This is a genomic window from uncultured Paraglaciecola sp. (genome assembly GCF_963977085.1).
In the GTDB taxonomy this organism is placed as follows: domain Bacteria; phylum Pseudomonadota; class Gammaproteobacteria; order Enterobacterales; family Alteromonadaceae; genus Paraglaciecola.
Genome location: NZ_CAXBNC010000014.1, coordinates 120,576 through 138,101 on the forward strand (window position 1 = coordinate 120,576; position 17,526 = coordinate 138,101).

Genomic DNA, 17,526 nt, shown 5'->3' on the forward strand with positions numbered 1-17,526 from the left:
GTCCGTTGCTGCATTTCGATGGAATTATTAAAACCTATCTAAATTGATTAAAAAATCTGCGAGGTGATACTTAGGTATGGCAAGTTATAACTATTAACTTGTTACTCTTGTATATTAGAGGCTCGGGCTTATAGCCTTATCATTTTTGCTAACCTCTTAAAGCCCGCTTTGTTTAATTCGAACTAAACTTTGTGCTCTACCAAGGGCCGAACATTGCTTAGTTTTGGCTTTTTATAATACTAACTACATTTTCTAATCGGTGCTGTTTTATCAAAAAAGATTGATATCTCGGCTACAGTGATCCCCAGTTTTTTCATATAGGAGCGATTCATCACCCGATTTTCGTCCAATAAAAACATCCAATCATCCACAAACAGGTCATACTCTGAGTTATCGACTGGAACACGCAACGTATACTGCCAGTTAAAAGCCGTGCCCTTTGAACCGCCGCTAGCCTGGCCTATGACATCAGCAGCGCCACCTGTGACACTGCCATCGTCAGAAATAAGTAAATCCCAAATACGGACTTGTTGTTCACCGTCGTTATAATAAAATGTTTCGTGTAATTGACCTTGATTGCCTTGCCAGGTCCCCACAATATCAACACAAAAGCGTCTTGTTAATTTAGTCGAGTAGTCTTGTACTATTCCCCATGCGGTGACCTCACCATTAAAATAGCGAGGTAAATTGAATTCGGGTGTGGTGCTGTCGTAGTCATCTAATGCGGTACTGCATGAAAAAACAACAGGGATAAGTAATACCAAGAGCCAATTTTTGTATGCGTTCATTTGTTTAATCCTAGAAGTTTGTTGCGTACTTTTGGATAACTGCAATTTTTGTCTAGCCAAATGCGTAAAAAGCTTGGACCAAAATTTGTGTCGGTAATTTTACCTATGGTTTTACCGTTAAAGTAAAATTCGCTTTGTAAGTCTTCATTGACATCTAATAAAAGTGTGTCTCCTTTTTTGATATTTGGAAATATCTCTGTCAGCAAAGGGAGCCACGGTGTAAATGTTTCTTGCTCAATGCCCAACTTTTGCCACTCGTCTTGGGTTCTTTCAATGAGACTTTCTGCATCAATGTCTCTTAGGTAGTCGATTTTTAACGCTTGAGGAAATTTCTCCGCTTGGTATGTTCCCGTTGGACTATATAAGCTTGAGTTGTAAACGTCCCAAAACAATACTTGTAGTTTGGCTTCACCCACTTTTTTTAACTCCGACAGAGGATCAGCCATAGTCACTCCAGAAAAAACGGCCATAGATAACAAGCCACAGAACCAAATAATGCAGGGATTAAGAGATTGTTTGTGCATAAAATTATGACGACCTAACGACTAATACTGTTTGAGAAAGCGGGTTTGCTTATGACCAATTGTACTGTACTTATAGTGCGCTCAAGGAAGCCACCTTCGCAGTAACTAAAATAATAACGCCACATATTCATAAATCGGTCGTCGTAACCGTCTTTTGCTAAAGGCTCTTTATTTTCGAGTAGTCTGTGATGCCAATCTTTTAAGGTGCGAGCGTAATCTAAACCGATGTCATGAAGGTCGCGGATCATCAAATCTGTATGTTTTCGTAGGTGTTGGTTAATTAATAACTGTGAAGGTAAAAAGCCCCCCGGGAAAATATGCTTTTGAATGAAGTCGACACTCTTACTATAACTTTCAAAGCGATGATCACTGATAGTGATAGCTTGTAGTACCATTAACCCTTGGTCTTTTAGCAGGCTTGAACATTTTTTAAAGAAGGTAGGTAAATACTCTTTTCCTACCGCTTCAATCATTTCAATTGACACTAACTTGTCATACTGGCCTTCGAGCAATCTATAGTCTTTTTTCAGAAGGGTAATTTTGTGCTCTAGTCCTTCTTTATCAATTAATGCTTGGGTGTACTGATGCTGTTCATCTGAGATTGTAGTGGTGGTAACTTTACAGCCATAATTCTTTGCTGCAAATACCGCGAGACCGCCCCAGCCAGTCCCTATTTCGATTAAATGATCTTCAGGAACCAATTGTAATTTATCACAAATAGCTCGTAATTTTGTGGTTTGGGCTTGTGCTAAAGTTGTCTCTTGTGACGGGTAGATAGCCGCAGAATACATCATGCTGTCATCAAGAAATCGCGTATAAAGCTTATTTCCTAGATCATAATGTGCGGCGATATTTTTCTTGGAGCCTGTTGCAGAATTTCTGTTTGCTAAGTGACTAATTTTACGGATTGGGAACGCTAACCACTGCATTTTTGCTTCCCAGCTGTCGAGCAAAGGTAAGTTGCGGGCAAAAATACGAATAACATTGGTTAAATTTGGAGTCGTCCACAAGCCTTCAGAAAATGTTTCTCCAGAGGCTATACTGCCACCAAACAATAGGCTTTGGTAAACACTTAGACATTGAAAGTCTATCTCAGCGTGCAAGTCAGAATCTTTTTGACCAAAGGTGTCTACCAACACACCTTTTTCTTTAATCACAATCTGGCCTTGTGGCAGGCTGGCAAATACTTTTAGCATAATTGAACGACACAACTTGTGTTGCCATGATGAGCTTGAAGACTCTATTAGTGCTTGTTCTGCGTTTGCCATAATTATTTTTTACCTTGTTCTGGGTGTGGATAAAACGGCACACCTTTTAAGAAAAGTTTAAGTGCTTGCCAATAAATTCCGAACACGGTTTTAATGGTCATGCTAGGAATACTCAGTAGTACGTTAAAAAGGCTTTTAGAGTTCAATTCAATTCGTGACAAATTTAGGCTGGCCACAAAATGTTTCACTTCTTTATGACAGGATAAGGTTAATTGAAGTGTCTGTTGTGGCTGCGAAACTTTCCATTTGTATTGCATATCCATTGGGTTAAAAGGACTAACATGGAACACTTTATCGCAATCTTGTTGTTTAGCTAAATCAACTAAGTAGCAATGTTTATCATTCCATGGTGTATTACTCACCTCGGCTAATAAATGACTAAATGTGCCATCATCCTGTTGTAAGTAATAAAAATTGACAGGACTAAAATACAGCCCAAAAGTACGTGTTTGCCCGAGTAGGTAAACGCTACCCGTTAGTTGTTTTTGAGCCAGCTCTGACATTTTTTCTAATACTGACTGTTTTAACGGTTTGTTCGGGTTACCTAAATAATCGCTACGTTTGAACCTTAATGGTGCCCAAGATGTGGCTGAAAATCCCTTAACCTTAGACTCTAGTAGTTCAATTTCATCGAGGTTGAGCCAGAGTAAAAATATCTGATAAGTAAAAGCATGTTTTTTGGGCACAAAGCGACTGTGAAATACACTGCCTTTGAACAATGCGCTTTGCACTAGAGTTGCTCGCCAAACGACGCACACACATCTAAAGCACTGCGCACGCCGTCTTCATGAAAACCGTTGTACCAGTACGCACCACAGAAATGAATACCCTGTTTTCCGGAAATTTCAGCCCATCTAGATTGGGCTTCAATAGTCTGGTTAGTAAACTGTGGGTGGGCATAGTGGTAAGTCCCCAATATCTTTTCTGGGGCAATATCTTTAGGATTATTTAACGTGACACAAAAAGTCGTGTCTGATTGGATGTTTTGCAGAATGTTCATATTGTAAGTTAACACTGCTGGCGCTTGAGATTCTCCTTCATAACCTTTAATTAAGTAGTTCCAGCTTGCCCAGGCCAGTTTTCTTACAGGTAGAACAGTGTCATCTGTGTGCAATATCACTTCGTTTTTGGCATAACCTATAGCGCCTAAAATATCCTTTTGATTTGAATCAGGTGAGGCAATGATGGCAAGTGCCTGGTCGCTATGACAAGCGAAGATAACCTCATCGAATAATGCTTCTGAATCATCCTGAAGTACTACGCGTTTTTTACCATCACTATCAGTCACTGATTTTACTGGGCTATTAAGTTTAATGTTATCTTCGAAACCCGCTGTCAAAGGTTTAATATATTCTCTAGAACCTCCGACAATTGAGCGCCATTGAGGTCTGTCTGTAATATTAAGTAGCCCATGGTTATTGAAAAAACGCAGAAAAAATCTAAAAGGAAAGGCTTTTATGTCTTCTAAACTGGTCGACCAAATCGCTGCACACATGGGTAAAATATAGTTATCAGCAAAATCGCCACTGAATTGATGTTGGGTGAGAAATCCCTGTAATGTTTGTTGCCCAATATCCGTTTTATCTGCCACTTGCTTTTTGCATAGTTTATTAAACTTTAAAATATCTTTGATGATTCTCCAAAATCGCGGCCTTAGAATATTTCTTCTTTGGGCAAATAAACTGTTTAGAGTATTACCATTATATTCGAGATTTTTAGAGAGGTTTTTGACGCTAAAACTCATTTCGGTGGCTTGAGATTGCACCCCAATTTTGTCCATTAATTTAATAAAATTCGGATAGGTCCAATCGTTAAACACAATAAAGCCGGTGTCGATTGCGTACTTTCTTCCATTGACTTCTACATCCTTGGTTGCGGTATGCCCACCAATATAACCATTGGCTTCAAAAAGGGTTAGGTCGTGCTTTTGATGAAGCAAGTGCCCGCAGGTTAAGCCTGAAATCCCTGTTCCTATAATCGCTATCTTTTTACTCATGATTGCCTTGTCTTCTACTCTGCATGCGGGCACATCAATAATCAGTGCCATTATGAGTCGTTAAATGTTCATCTTAAATACCCAAATGGGTCACTAAGAGATCACTTAATAGCAAACTTTCAGGTTTTATTTTAGATCTAAATCAAAGAAATAGGAGTAATCACCTCAACGATTACTTGAATGCAATGTTTATATGAACGCCGAATTTACCGTCCCATTGTTCCCACTCTCTGCGCACTTGTTGCCAGGGGGAAGGATGTCTTTGAGAATATTTGAACCTCGATATGTAAGGTTGATTAAAGAGGCTTGTATTGCTGATACCGGTTTTGGTATTTGTATGTTGAATTCTCAAGGAGACAAAAATAAAAATGAGCATATTTACCCTATAGGTACCTACGTCAAGATAATCGATTTTGATTTATTGGAGGATGGAATTTTAGGTGTAACAGTTGAAGCTCAGAAGTGTTTTAAGATTGCGTCTATCACCACTGAAGATGACGATTTGCGAATAGGCAGATGTCAGTGGTTAGATGTGTGGGAAGGAAAACCCCTTAAGCATACTATGGCGGGATTATCTGACAGACTAAAAGAGATCTTTGATAAGTATCCAGAACAAAAACTCTTGTATCTCAATCCACAATTTAATGATCCCATCTGGGTGATTTACCGCTGGTTAGAAATAGTGCCAGTCAATGCCGAACAGAAACAACACTATTTGCAACAAAAAGACTGTGTCAAGGCACTAGATTTTCTGACACAATTGGTAGAGTGATCCTTTAATCTAAACAATCAGTATCTATTACTATTATCAACGAATTGATGGTGTAAGTAGATGTTAGTTGGAATAACTCTGGAATCAAAGCAAATTAGTGCCTCAAAGCCAATAGAATGTGCCGATGAAATGTCTGAATATCTGTGTCTTGTTGCAACAGACAGGTGTAAGCATTCCTTTTCCAAAATATTCAGTTATTTCGCCCCTAGGTTACGTTCTTATGCACTCAAACAAATGGGGAACGAGGCCCTAGCAATGGAGATGGTGCAAGACACTATGTCCAATGTGTGGCAAAAGTCCCACTTATTTAACGCAGAAAAAGGTTCGCCTTCTACTTGGATTTTCACTATCGCTAGAAATATTCGATTTGATATGCTCAGGAAACAGCGAAACCGCAAAGAAGATGTGTGTTCTGATGACCTATGGCCAATTTTGTGTGAACAAACCGCAGATGCAAACGAAGTAACTTTGGATCACCAAGTGTCTATGGATGAAATCGGAGTTTTATTTGAATCATTACCCGAAAAGCAAAAGTTAGTCATTGAAGCAATATATATAGACGGTAAGTCTCAGCAAGAAGTGGCTGATGAGCTCGATATTCCACTAGGTACAGTGAAATCCAGAGCCAGATTAGGATTACAGCGATTGAAAGAGATGGTAAAAGACGATGATTAATTTCCACCCTAAATTTGTAGATTTACAAGGGTTTTCTGCCGGTAATTGTGAACCTGCTATGGCATTAATGATTTCTGCTCACGTGGATATGTGTCCGCAATGTCAGCATGATTGTATGGAAATCCAAGCTGAATTGGCCAAAGCGTTATTTTCACCAAAAACAACGAGTGCACCTCTAGACACTCAATACCTTGAAATGGTCACAAAGATTACAGATTTACCTGTATCAGATACCCCAGTAACCGAACCAAGCAATACTTCCATCGAACTGGATGGTAAATTTTTTGAATTACCCAGAGCATTAAGGCGACATGCAAAAAACACCGGTAATTGGTCACGTTTAGTTGGCAAATTATGGCAAGCACCTGTTGACTTAGGTGATATTGGTAAGGCTAATTTTATGTATATGGAGAAAGGTGGGCGGGTGCCAGAACATACCCACAAAGGCTCTGAAATGACTTTGGTGATAGATGGTCAGTATGGCGATGGTATTGCCGAGTATGATTGTGGTGATTTCACTTTATTAAATAACCAGCATAAACATTTGCCTCACTCTGAGGCAGACGATGGGTGTTTAGTTTTTACCATAGTGGATCAACCTTTACATTTTACGGCTGGTATTGCGCGATTACTCAATCCCTTTAGCCATTTGTTTTTTAAATAAGGTTTTAACTAACCAAAAAAAACGCGCTAGAAGCGCGTTTTTTTATGGCGAAATTTTATCAACTGATAAAGCTGCTATCTGGATAGTTGAGTTTAAGGGTTTTCATGGCATTCTTTTTTAAGTCAACGAGTTTCAGTTGATCATAACACTCAACCATAATTTCAAGGGCCTCTTGAACATGGCTAGTATCAGGATAATGCTCTATCACAAACCTTCCTCTGTTAGCTGCAGCGACGTAGGCATCACGACGCATGTAATAACGGGCTATGGCTATTTCGTATTTTGCTAAACGACTTTTAATATGCAACATACGTTTTTGTGCATCAGCTGCATATTTACTGTTTGGAAACTTTTCAATCAAACGTCTAAAATCGTTAAATGCTTGACGAGAGTTACTGGGATCCCGGTCAGAACGGTCAATTCCCACTAATTCTTGGAAAAGATTAGTATCCACTTCCATATTTGTTAGACCACGCATATATAAAGCATAATCTACATCAGAGTGATTTGGATTGAGTCGAGTGAAGCGGTCTATAGTAGCTAAAGCCTCATCTGTTTTGCCAATTTTATAATAACCGTATATCAGGTCTAACTGGACTTGATTTGACAAAGGTCCAAACGGGAAACGTGAATCTAAAGCGCTAAGGGCTTCTGTTGCCACGTTAAAGTTTCCGAGACGCATTTTTTCTTTAGCGTCATCATAAAGACTTTGCGCGCTTCTATTACGTAGCACTAGGTCAACGTCTTCGTCTTCAGGGGCCGATGAACATCCAGCCACAGCAACTAAAACACCGGTGAATAAAATATTTCTAAGGTTGATTTTACTGATCATATTGCTCTTATTTACTCTCATTTCTATTTCGATCGACTATGCATGATTCATTAGGGGTAAAAATCCGTTAGAATAGTGTTTTACTAAATCGATAACTGCAGCGCATTCTACCCTAGCAAATTGGGCTATGCACATATAAATCGTTACGAAACACTTTCAGGATGTTTAATGCATGTCTACCGCACATGAAAAAATTCAATTACAGGCAAATGTGCCTGAAAACTTATTTGGCAAACGATTAGATCAAGCTTTGGCCGAAATGTTCCCTGATTTTTCAAGATCACGCATAAAAGAATGGATTTTAGCTGATTTTGTCAAAGTCGACGGGAAAATACTCAACAAACCAAGAGAAAAATTACTTGGTGAAGAGCTCATTGAGATTGACGCCCAGATTGAAGTGCAAGTTCAACACAAAGGCCAAGATATCAATTTAAATATTGTGTATGAAGATGAGCACATCTTGGTTATTAATAAACCCATGAATTTAGTGGTGCATCCTGGGGCCGGTAACACTGATGGAACAGTCTTAAATGCTTTACTCAATCATGCCCCTGAAATCGCCAATGTGCCGCGGGCGGGCATAGTACATAGACTGGATAAAGATACCACTGGCTTAATGGTGGTAGCGAAAACTATACCAGCACAAACCCATTTAGTAGAACAATTGCAAGCCAGAGAAATTAGCCGCGAATATGAAGCCGTTGTTGTAGGCACTATGGTCGCAGGTGGTACAGTTGATGAACCTATTGGTCGGCATCCAACTAAGCGTACTAATATGGCTGTACGAGAGTCAGGCAAACCTGCTATGACCCATTATAGGGTCAAAGAAAAATTTCGGGCTCATACCTATATTAGATTAAAATTAGAATCAGGGCGTACTCACCAAATCCGCGTGCATATGTCGCATTTGCGATATCCGTTAGTCGGTGATCAAGCTTATGGGGGACGTCCAAAACCACCAAAAGCCTGTAACGAAAATATGGTAAACATGTTAAGAATGTTCCGCCGCCAAGCTCTACATGCAATCCAACTTGAATTGACGCACCCAGTGACGGGAGAATGGTTAAGTTGGCAGGCTCCTCTACCAAAAGATTTTTCTGACTTACTTGCAGTATTAAGAGAGGATAAATCTGAGCATGGCACTGGAGAAGTGTAAGTTTGCTTCGGCCTAGTTATATTCAAGCAAATTGGCCCGCGCCTAATAATGTTAGAGCCTTCACCAGTTGCAGAAGTGGAGGTTTTAGCAGACCTCCTTTCGATTCGTTTAATTTAGCGCAGCATGTTGGTGACGACCAACATTTAGTCAATAAGAATCGTCAACTCTTACCAAATTATAAGAATTTCACTTGGTTAAATCAGACTCATAGTAATCACTGTGTAGACTTAGGTGAGTGTGGCACTGATGGCGATCTGGCACTTGAAGCTGATGCTTGTTTTGCGACAAGTAAAAAACAGGTATGCGCTGTAATGACGGCGGACTGCTTACCTATTTTGTTTTGCGATCAACAAGGCTCTTGCGTTGCGGCCGTTCATGCTGGTTGGCGCGGATTAGCTGATGGCGTGATAGAAAATACGGTTTCAAAAATGCCGGTTAATGCAAAGACTTTAATGGCTTGGATGGGACCTGCCATTAGTCAACAACACTTCGAAGTAGGAGAAGAGATAAAAGAAATCTTTAGTGATTACCCACAAGCTTTTCGTCAAAATCAGCAAACTTCTGAACAAAAATATTTTGCCGACTTGTATCATATAGCAAAACAAAAAATGTTGGCGTTGGGAATAACGCATATTTTTGGTGGTGAATATTGTACTTATAAGCAGGAAGATTTATTTTTTTCTCACCGAAGGATTACTCACCAAGCCGCAAATAGGGAAATGCCTACAGCAACAACAGGTAGGATAGTAAGCGCCATTTACCTCTCTTAAGCTTTCTTGCATAAACTTGATCTTCGTCAGTGAATTCTTTTATTTTTCATATACTAATAGTCCAAATGAAAATCTAAATAAGTAGGTCTTTTGGGATGAAATTTTGACCGTGACTTATGTGATGACTTTATTCAACCGACTTGATTAGTATGGAAATTGTACCCATAACTAAGCTATGCAAAGTTCCAGTGGAGAAATTTTATGCGCTTAGAAAGTTTTACCAGTAAATTTCAAGCAGCCTTGTCAGAGGCACAATCCTTAGCCTTAGGCCGTGATCATCAATATATAGAGCCTGTACATTTAATGACCGCCTTGCTTAATCAACAAGGCGGTTCTGTACGCCCATTATTTGATCAAGCCAATATTAACGTAAATAGTTTGCGCTCTGCTTTGTCAAACGCAGTAGATAAGTTACCTCGAGTTGAAGGAACCGGTGGGGATGTTCAACTAGGAAAAAGTACCGTTGTATTGCTTAATTTAAGCGACAAAATTGCCCAAAAGCGCAAAGACGATTACATCACTTCAGAAGTGTTTGTTTTAGCCGCGTTGCAAGATAAAGGCAGTTTAGGAGAGTTGCTTAAGCTCTCTGGTGCGAATCAAGAAAATATCGAGCAAGCCATAGAGAAGATGCGTGGTGGCCAAAAAGTGACGGATCCTAACGCTGAAGATGTGCGTCAAGCATTAGACAAATTCACAACTGACTTAACTGAGCGAGCTGAACAAGGAAAGTTAGATCCGGTTATTGGTAGGGATGATGAGATACGTCGTACTATTCAAGTATTGCAGCGTCGAACCAAAAATAACCCCGTACTCATTGGTGAGCCTGGTGTGGGAAAAACGGCTATTGCTGAGGGGTTAGCGCAGCGTATTATTAACGGCGAAGTACCGGAAGGACTAAAAAACAAGCGAGTATTGTCTCTTGATATGGGGGCTCTGATAGCGGGAGCAAAATTTCGAGGAGAGTTTGAAGAGCGTTTGAAAGCGGTGCTAAATGAACTAAGCAAGGAAGAAGGTAGGGTCATTTTATTTATTGATGAACTGCATACTATGGTTGGGGCAGGAAAAGGTGATGGCGCGATGGATGCCGGTAATATGCTCAAGCCAGCTTTGGCAAGGGGAGAGCTACATTGTGTAGGGGCAACCACACTCAATGAATATCGCCAATATATTGAAAAAGATGCGGCATTGGAGCGTCGTTTTCAAAAAGTGTTGGTAGAAGAGCCTAGCGTGGAAGATACCATAGCAATATTGCGTGGTTTAAAAGAACGCTACGAACTCCATCACTCAGTGGAGATAACGGATCCGGCTATTGTCGCCGCGGCATCTTTATCTCATAGATATATTAGTGATAGGCAATTACCTGATAAGGCAATTGACCTTATTGACGAAGCTGCATCGAGTATTCGTTTGCAAATGGATTCGAAACCCGAAGACATGGATAAGCTTGAGCGGAGGATCATCCAGCTCAAACTTGAGGAACAAGCCCTCGCTAAAGAAAAAGATGAGGCGAGTCACAAACGATTGGAGATAATCGAATTAGAGCGTGAACAGGCGGAACATAAATTTGCCGAGTTTGAAACTATTTGGGTGGCAGAGAAACAAGCCATGCAAGGTACACAAACGATACGCTCAGAACTGGAACAAGCTAAATTAGATTTAGAAATTGCCAGACGAGCCTCTGACCTGAGCCGCATGTCAGAATTACAATATGGCAGAATACCTGAGCTTGAAGCCAAGCTAGAACTTGCCACTGAGTCTGAATCTCAAGAAACAACTTTGTTGAAAAATAAAGTAACAGAAAATGAAATTGCAGACGTGTTGTCTCGCTGGACAGGGATCCCAGTGGCAAAAATGCTTGAGGGTGAAAAAGCTAAACTTCTCTCTATGGAAGCGGCTTTGCACAAACGTGTAGTGGGGCAGGGCGAAGCTGTGACCGCAGTGGCCAATGCTATCCGTCGTTCTAGAGCTGGGTTATCTGATCCTAATCGTCCAATTGGTTCGTTTTTGTTTTTAGGTCCGACTGGTGTGGGTAAAACAGAGCTTTGTAAAACCTTAGCTAATTTCTTATTTGATACTGAAGATGCCATGATCCGTATCGATATGTCTGAATTTATGGAAAAGCATTCTGTAGCAAGAATGGTAGGCGCCCCTCCAGGATATGTGGGTTATGAAGAAGGTGGTTATCTAACTGAAGCAGTAAGACGTAAACCCTATTCGGTCATCTTGCTCGATGAAGTTGAGAAAGCTCATCCTGATGTATTTAATATTTTATTGCAGGTATTGGATGACGGCAGGTTAACGGATGGGCAAGGAAGGACGGTTGATTTTAAAAATACAGTTATCATTATGACCTCTAACTTGGGCTCGGATATTATTCAAGAAGTCAGTGGAGAAAGTAACTATCAGCAAATGAAAGATTTAGTCATGGGTGTAGTAGGGGAACACTTTAGACCAGAATTTCTCAATAGAGTAGATGACATTGTTGTTTTCCACCCTCTTGGTAAAGAACAGATAACCGCGATAGCTAAGATACAACTGAGATCACTCAGAGAACGGTTAGCGGAAAAAGGCTATAAATTGGAGTTGAGCCTCGCAGCCTTGGACAAAATTGCAGACGCAGGATTTGATCCTGTGTATGGGGCACGACCTTTAAAACGTGCAATTCAAGTGGAAATTGAGAATCCGTTGGCGCAAAAATTACTGTCAGGAGATTTGAGTTCTGATGCGGTAATTAAAATTGATGTCGAAGGAGATGTTTTAACCATTCACTAACTGGGTAACTAAGTTCACGTCAAGACAAACTAATATTGCTTGGCGTGAACAAATTTTAATTCACCGACACTAAATTACATTATTGGAGGTTATCTAGTAATTCTTGTGTTTTTGCTCGATTATAAAAGGGTCTAGAAACATTTACAGCTATGCTCAACTCTTTTTTTGCTTCTTCTAGCCTACCCAGTTTTATTAAGCTATAGCCAATATGATATCTAATTTCTGGATTGTAAGAGTCCCTGGCGAAAGCTTTTCTAAGAAGGCCTAGTCCTTCTTCGTAATTGCCTAGCAAGCTTAATACCCATCCATATGTATCTAAAATCCGCGCATTATTTTCGTTTAAAGCGAATGCCTGTTGGATATACTCGTTACTTTGTTGCAAATCATTATCCAAACTCATGATCGCTAGTTTATTATATATTTCGGCTTTATTGATTTGAGTTTTAGCGTCTAATAATTCTTTATATAGCGTTGAAGCTTGAACAAAATCCTGCTGAACGTAATAAAACTGCGCTAACAAGTTTTTGGCAAAAATATTATTGGGATTGGCTTTAAGCACGTTATTAGCATTGTTTACAAATATTTCAAATTGCCTATTACTCAGACTCATCTCATACAGTAAGACTAAAGGCTGGTGAAAATTTGGGTTTAGCGACAATGCTTTCTGTAAATATTTTACTGCGTTAGTTTCACTATTTAGTTTATTGGCGTACAAGGCTTTGACTAACCAAAAGTTAGGGTTTTCTCCTTCTGAAGGCTCCAAACTTGTGAGTATTTTAGACGACTCTTCAAATTGTTCAGTTTCAATGAACAATTTGGCTTTGTCCAAGCTTATGAAGCTATTATTAGGAGCTAATTTTTCAGCCTTACTTAGGGATGCGATTGCAGCACTTAAATTATTTGTTGCCCGCTGAAGATTACTCAATACAATCAATGACTCTACAGATAGATCATCCAATACACTTATTTTAAGTAACAACTCTGCTAGTTCTGTTGTTCTATCTAATTTTAATAAAACCTGCGCTTTCTGTAATTGAAATTCAGCGTTGGTAAAATTATTAATTAACAAACGTTCAATATGGTACAGCGCTTTTTCATAATTGCCCATTTTAAAGTAAATTTTTGACAATTGGCTTTTTGCGTAAGTATCACTTGGGTTTAATAAGGTTATTTCATTGTAAATAGCGATGGCACTTTCGAACTCATTTTTCGTCGACATGTTGTGCGCTTTTAAAGTTAATACTTGAGTATGTTTTGGAGACAGAGTTAGTAACTCTTCTATAAGCTGGTCAGAGCGAACTAAATCACGCTTACGACTATAAATAGAAGCTAAGTTAAACTTGGCGGGGAAAAGTGATGGAGCACTTTTTAGTGCTTTTTCAATTAGGAGTTCGGCTTCATCAAGTTGATTTAAACGAACGAGTATTCCTGCTTTTAGGTTAAGAAAGTTGGGGTCATTGGGATACAAAGTAATCAGCGCGTTGGCACTTTTTAGGGCTTTTTCTTTATTGTTCCCTTGCAGTTGAAGCATACTGTAAGTAAATAAAAACGTGGGGTTATTTAAATTCTTATTTAAGTTTGCATCTAATATAGCTAGGGCTTCTTGCTGTTTCCCTCGCACCATCATTAGTTTTATTTTAAACAACTGTAGTCGAGGCTCGTCACCATAAACTTGTTCAAGCTCATTAACTAAACTTTGCGCTTTAAATGATCTATTTGAATTGATAAATAGTTCACCCAATAACAAAGCAGAATCTAAATTTTCGATTAATTTGGTTTGGTGTTCTTCTAATAGCACTAGTGCTTTTTTGTTTTGTTGGGTTGCCATATAAGCGCGGCTCAACAATATAACCGCTTGCATATCGTTTGGACTTTTTGACAGGTAACTCGAAAAATCCCTGGTTGCTTGTTCTAGTTTTCCGTCAAAAAAAGCAGTTAAACCACTTATATATAACAGTTCAGGTTGTGCAGCTATGACATCTGGACCGAGCGCCGCGAGGATTTCATTTAATCTTTCTAAATGTTTACCATCAATGGGTTTTGATTTTTCCTTGCTGTCTAACCAACTGCTCAGCAAAATAGCGAGTGGATCATCAGGGGTTTTTTCAATGACATCGTTAATGAATATGCGAGCACTGTCGAAGTCGTTACTTTCTAAATACAAATCTGCTAATTTTCGTAAGGTGACGGGGTCGTCATTTTTAAATGTTAGCGCTTGTTGCATATAATCAATTGCAGCATCTAAATTGCCTTTGGCTTGTGCTAACAGACCTTTTTGTCGCCAAGTGGTAGCATCTTCAGTTGTAATATTCATTGCTTTATCTATATAGGTTTCTGCAATAGCGTAGTCATCTTGAAATAAAGCGATGGAGGCTAATCCATTGAGCGACTGTAAGTGGTTTTTGTCATTGATTAAGTTATCTTTGTAGGCTTTTTCAGCGCAATCCAGTTTGTTTAAACGAATACATGCACTGGCGCGGATCATGAGCCATTTAGTTTTTTGTTCGTTGACTAACTTATTTTCGAAGTCTAAATCAAGAATGTCCAAATATTTGTTTTGAAACAACAGCGCATTACCAAGTGGTTCGGCGATGAGGTTTAAATCAGCCCCTTGTTGTAAAGCCTCAAAAAACTCGGTTTCTGCTGCAGATAAATAACCCTCAATCAGTAACAATTGCCCCATCAATATTTTGGCTGCCAGATTGTTAGGATCTTGCTGCAGGCTATTTTTTAAATGAATAAAGGCTTCATCATATTTTTGAATTTGGTAAGCACTTAGCGCTTTTTCATAGTCACTCAGCGAATTGGCAAAAACTATGCTATGACTTAGGGCAATAAATAATAAAAGAGTGGGTATTTTAATGGTCATGAAAGTATATCTGATTAACAAAAATTACGGTAATTAGTGTGAACAAAAAAGGTGGCATAAGCCACCTTTTTTATTTTAAGCAATGTAGACTCTATTTAGCTTTACGTTTACGCCAAGCCATAAATCCACCTGTAAGCATAATCAATGCAAACGAACTAGGCGCATTGGCTTCTACAGGGGGCTTTTCAACGGAATCTGGCTCTTTGGTAAAACCTATACTCGCTAATTTAAAGCCATCGTTGTTTTGGCTAAAGCCACTCACATATCCAAAGGCCGTATTATATGCTCCAACTAACCAATATTGAGCCGCATCGGTAGTGGTGAAATCTGATACATACACATCGTCACAATGTTCGATTTGAAAAGAGCCTGAGGTGACAACCGCTGCGCTACTGGCTATATCAGACCAAGTTGAACTACCACTAGTTAACCCGGAGATATCGTTTAATCCCACTACTGATACTTGTTGAGTGCTCGAAGAATTGGTCAACCAGCTAAAAGTTGCGCCTACCAAAGAGACTGCGTCTGAAAATGAAAACAGTACCATGTCGTAGTCTGTTACACTCCCACCAAAATTATCAATGGAATGAGAGTAACCACTATTGCTATAATTTCCCCAATCTTCTTCATCTTGGTTCATCATCCCAAAACCAACTTCTCCATTTGAGCTCCAAGGCCCTGCTAGATTGCCCTCGACTATCAAATCGTCGTTATTGCCCGAGGTATCGGCCCATGCAGAGACTTCTATACCTACACCATCTATTACTACATTACTTCCAGTGATGTTATAACCATCTTCGACGTTATTACCACTTCCATTTTCAATGTACATGTCGTAATTGAGTGCACCTTCCCACGAATCACAGGTTGTTGAACCGGGTGTATTACTATGAGAACAGCCAGATCTATATTTACCTGAGTAGCTGCTATGACCACTAGTGGCGAAGCTGTTCGATGTTGAAGCAATAAATGCAACTAACACTGAAATAATAAATTTATTTTTTGTTACCATTATGTATCCCTTAATATTTTTCTAATCTTCACGTAGGTGCGTGAAATTCATAGAATAGAACATCATCCACAAAGCATCTATCATGCCAGAAATGTAACTAATTAATTTATATGGAATTAATTAAAATAATTAAAATAATTAAATTAATTCTTATTGGTTTGTAAATTTTCCTGACACTTATTTAGTCTGTTTGTCTGGTTACTGCGTCATTATATACTCGTAATTACTCCATAAAAGTATGCTGTCTGCACTTTAGGTATGTTTTTCAATAAACCTCAGTTTTTAACTAAGTGTTACCGTGATTACAATGTCTGGCTAATTTTCGCTAATAGCTTCTGAATTTGTTTGTCTGTGATATTCTATTGGCAAATAAAAGAGGTACTTAAATGACAGATCAAAAACGAAGAGGTATTTACCTTCTACCCAATCTACTAACTACAGCTGGATTATTTTCTGGCTTCTTTGCCATCGTATCTTCAATGAATGGTCGCTTTGAGGCGGCAGCCATCGCTATATTCGTAGCTATGATTTTTGATGGATTAGATGGTCGTGTAGCAAGAATGACTAATACACAGAGTGAGTTTGGTGCTGAGTATGATTCTATGGCAGACATGGTGTCTTTTGGTGTGGCTCCTGCTCTAGTTGCTTACAATTGGGGATTAACTGGTTTGGGGAAGATCGGTTGGCTTGCCGCCTTTATCTATGTTGCAGGTGCCGCGTTGCGGTTAGCTCGTTTCAATACACAAATTGGCATAGCCGATAGCCGATATTTTCAGGGCTTAGCTAGTCCGGCCGCCGCTGCCTTAGTAGCGGGTTTGATATGGGTGGGTGTAGAATACGACGTAAATGGTCAAGACTACGGGATAATAGTCGCTTTCATCACAGGTGTTTCGGGTCTTCTAATGGTGAGTAACTTTAAATACAACTCTTTCAAAGAATTAAATCTACATGGAAAAGTTCCTTTTGTTGCATTGCTTCTTATTATGTTGGTTTTTGTTGTGGTAGCAACGGAGCCCGCTTTAGTTTTATTTGTGGTGTTTGCTATATATGCATTGGCAGGACCAATTAATACTTTTAGAACAGTTGATAAAGTAAGACTGGAAGATGTAGTAGGCGATGCCGTTGAAATGCATGAAGAAGACGAACAATCTCCAAAGTGTAATAAAACTGAGGATAAATAGTCGTTCTTCGTAATTTTTCGATTTACCTTTAGTCGCATTTAATGCGGCTACATCTATAGCTTCTGAAATAGACTTAAACATCAAAAAAGGCATTTAATAATATTGAATGCCTTTTTTTGTAGGTTCAAATTAGCTTGGTATCTATGAGTAGGAGTAACTTCTTAATGGTTATCACCTGAAATTGCCAAATAATGCCACATTAATAAACATATTGAAGGCTTTTTAAGCAAACAAACATTTATTTGAA

Annotated in this window: 15 protein-coding genes; 7 read left to right on the forward strand and 8 right to left on the reverse strand. The window is 39.2% G+C overall.

The genetic code is table 11. The features are described from left to right. Positions 1-239 precede the first annotated feature (239 nt). From AAC000_RS15865 to AAC000_RS15885, 5 genes are read right to left on the reverse strand one after another with little or no spacing between them, the layout of a single operon-like run. Positions 240-788 (reverse strand): DUF3833 domain-containing protein, encoded by a 549-nt coding sequence (locus tag AAC000_RS15865; protein WP_339723949.1) that lies wholly within the window; start codon positions 786-788, stop codon positions 240-242. Continuing rightward, entirely contained in the window at positions 785-1,312 is a 528-nt protein-coding gene (locus AAC000_RS15870; protein WP_339723951.1) for a chalcone isomerase family protein, read from the reverse strand. The genes AAC000_RS15865 and AAC000_RS15870 overlap by 4 nt, the downstream gene beginning before the upstream one ends. 14 nt (positions 1,313-1,326) lie before the next feature. Further along, positions 1,327-2,580, reverse strand: a complete 1,254-nt coding sequence (locus AAC000_RS15875; protein ID WP_339723952.1) for a cyclopropane-fatty-acyl-phospholipid synthase family protein — start codon at positions 2,578-2,580, stop codon at positions 1,327-1,329. A 2-nt stretch (positions 2,581-2,582) separates the two neighbouring features. After that, positions 2,583-3,311, reverse strand: a complete 729-nt coding sequence (locus tag AAC000_RS15880; protein WP_339723953.1) for a DUF1365 domain-containing protein — start codon at positions 3,309-3,311, stop codon at positions 2,583-2,585. Further along, complete coding sequence (locus AAC000_RS15885) at positions 3,311-4,576, reverse strand: FAD-dependent oxidoreductase (protein WP_339723976.1); 1,266 nt, start codon at positions 4,574-4,576, stop codon at positions 3,311-3,313. The genes AAC000_RS15880 and AAC000_RS15885 overlap by 1 nt, the downstream gene beginning before the upstream one ends. Positions 4,577-4,769: 193 nt before the next feature. On the opposite strand from AAC000_RS15885, the gene AAC000_RS15890 reads away from it, so the two are divergent. The 3 genes from AAC000_RS15890 to AAC000_RS15900 are packed head-to-tail and all read left to right on the forward strand — an operon-like array spanning position 4,770 to position 6,687. Continuing rightward, on the forward strand, positions 4,770-5,348 hold the full coding sequence (locus AAC000_RS15890) for an LON peptidase substrate-binding domain-containing protein (RefSeq protein WP_339723955.1): 579 nt from the start codon (positions 4,770-4,772) through the stop codon (positions 5,346-5,348). A gap of 60 nt (positions 5,349-5,408) precedes the next feature. Beyond that, positions 5,409-6,023, forward strand: a complete 615-nt coding sequence (locus AAC000_RS15895) for a sigma-70 family RNA polymerase sigma factor (RefSeq protein WP_339723957.1) — start codon at positions 5,409-5,411, stop codon at positions 6,021-6,023. Further along, positions 6,016-6,687, forward strand: coding sequence for a ChrR family anti-sigma-E factor (locus AAC000_RS15900; RefSeq protein WP_339723958.1), 672 nt, complete (start codon positions 6,016-6,018; stop codon positions 6,685-6,687). The genes AAC000_RS15895 and AAC000_RS15900 overlap by 8 nt, the downstream gene beginning before the upstream one ends. A gap of 58 nt (positions 6,688-6,745) precedes the next feature. On the opposite strand, the gene AAC000_RS15905 is transcribed toward AAC000_RS15900, so the two are convergent. Then, positions 6,746-7,519, reverse strand: a complete 774-nt coding sequence (locus AAC000_RS15905; protein ID WP_339723959.1) for an outer membrane protein assembly factor BamD — start codon at positions 7,517-7,519, stop codon at positions 6,746-6,748. A 172-nt stretch (positions 7,520-7,691) separates the two neighbouring features. On the opposite strand from AAC000_RS15905, the gene rluD reads away from it, so the two are divergent. The 3 genes from rluD (at position 7,692) to clpB (ending at position 12,217) form a co-directional block, all read left to right on the forward strand. Then, complete coding sequence (rluD, locus tag AAC000_RS15910; protein ID WP_339723961.1) at positions 7,692-8,675, forward strand: 23S rRNA pseudouridine(1911/1915/1917) synthase RluD; 984 nt, start codon at positions 7,692-7,694, stop codon at positions 8,673-8,675. A gap of 2 nt (positions 8,676-8,677) precedes the next feature. Next, positions 8,678-9,445, forward strand: coding sequence for a peptidoglycan editing factor PgeF (pgeF, locus tag AAC000_RS15915; protein WP_339723963.1), 768 nt, complete (start codon positions 8,678-8,680; stop codon positions 9,443-9,445). A 201-nt stretch (positions 9,446-9,646) separates the two neighbouring features. Continuing rightward, positions 9,647-12,217, forward strand: a complete 2,571-nt coding sequence (clpB, locus tag AAC000_RS15920) for an ATP-dependent chaperone ClpB (protein WP_339723965.1) — start codon at positions 9,647-9,649, stop codon at positions 12,215-12,217. A gap of 79 nt (positions 12,218-12,296) precedes the next feature. Here the strand turns inward: clpB and prsT are convergent, their stop codons facing one another. Next, positions 12,297-15,086, reverse strand: a complete 2,790-nt coding sequence (gene prsT / locus AAC000_RS15925) for an XrtA/PEP-CTERM system TPR-repeat protein PrsT (protein ID WP_339723967.1) — start codon at positions 15,084-15,086, stop codon at positions 12,297-12,299. A gap of 91 nt (positions 15,087-15,177) precedes the next feature. Next, positions 15,178-16,098 carry an exosortase-dependent surface protein XDP1 gene (gene xdp1, locus AAC000_RS15930; protein ID WP_339723969.1) on the reverse strand — a complete coding sequence of 307 codons (921 nt, stop codon included), beginning with the start codon at positions 16,096-16,098 and terminating at the stop codon, positions 15,178-15,180. Between the two features lie 386 nt (positions 16,099-16,484). On the opposite strand from xdp1, the gene pssA reads away from it, so the two are divergent. Beyond that, positions 16,485-17,279: a CDP-diacylglycerol--serine O-phosphatidyltransferase gene (pssA, locus tag AAC000_RS15935; RefSeq protein ID WP_339723970.1), complete on the forward strand. Its 795-nt coding sequence runs from the start codon at positions 16,485-16,487 to the stop codon at positions 17,277-17,279. Positions 17,280-17,526: the final 247 nt, after the last annotated feature.

Coding starts and splice junctions, on each gene's coding strand:
- prsT (WP_339723967.1), bottom strand. CDS start 15,086: ATGACCATTAAAATACCCACTCTTTTATTATTTATTGCCCTAAGTCAT.
- AAC000_RS15865 (WP_339723949.1), bottom strand. CDS start 788: ATGAACGCATACAAAAATTGGCTCTTGGTATTACTTATCCCTGTTGTT.
- AAC000_RS15895 (WP_339723957.1), top strand. CDS start 5,409: ATGTTAGTTGGAATAACTCTGGAATCAAAGCAAATTAGTGCCTCAAAG.
- AAC000_RS15890 (WP_339723955.1), top strand. CDS start 4,770: ATGAACGCCGAATTTACCGTCCCATTGTTCCCACTCTCTGCGCACTTG.
- AAC000_RS15905 (WP_339723959.1), bottom strand. CDS start 7,519: ATGATCAGTAAAATCAACCTTAGAAATATTTTATTCACCGGTGTTTTA.
- AAC000_RS15900 (WP_339723958.1), top strand. CDS start 6,016: ATGATTAATTTCCACCCTAAATTTGTAGATTTACAAGGGTTTTCTGCC.
- AAC000_RS15875 (WP_339723952.1), bottom strand. CDS start 2,580: ATGGCAAACGCAGAACAAGCACTAATAGAGTCTTCAAGCTCATCATGG.
- AAC000_RS15870 (WP_339723951.1), bottom strand. CDS start 1,312: ATGCACAAACAATCTCTTAATCCCTGCATTATTTGGTTCTGTGGCTTG.
- pssA (WP_339723970.1), top strand. CDS start 16,485: ATGACAGATCAAAAACGAAGAGGTATTTACCTTCTACCCAATCTACTA.
- AAC000_RS15885 (WP_339723976.1), bottom strand. CDS start 4,576: ATGAGTAAAAAGATAGCGATTATAGGAACAGGGATTTCAGGCTTAACC.
- rluD (WP_339723961.1), top strand. CDS start 7,692: ATGTCTACCGCACATGAAAAAATTCAATTACAGGCAAATGTGCCTGAA.
- xdp1 (WP_339723969.1), bottom strand. CDS start 16,098: ATGGTAACAAAAAATAAATTTATTATTTCAGTGTTAGTTGCATTTATT.
- clpB (WP_339723965.1), top strand. CDS start 9,647: ATGCGCTTAGAAAGTTTTACCAGTAAATTTCAAGCAGCCTTGTCAGAG.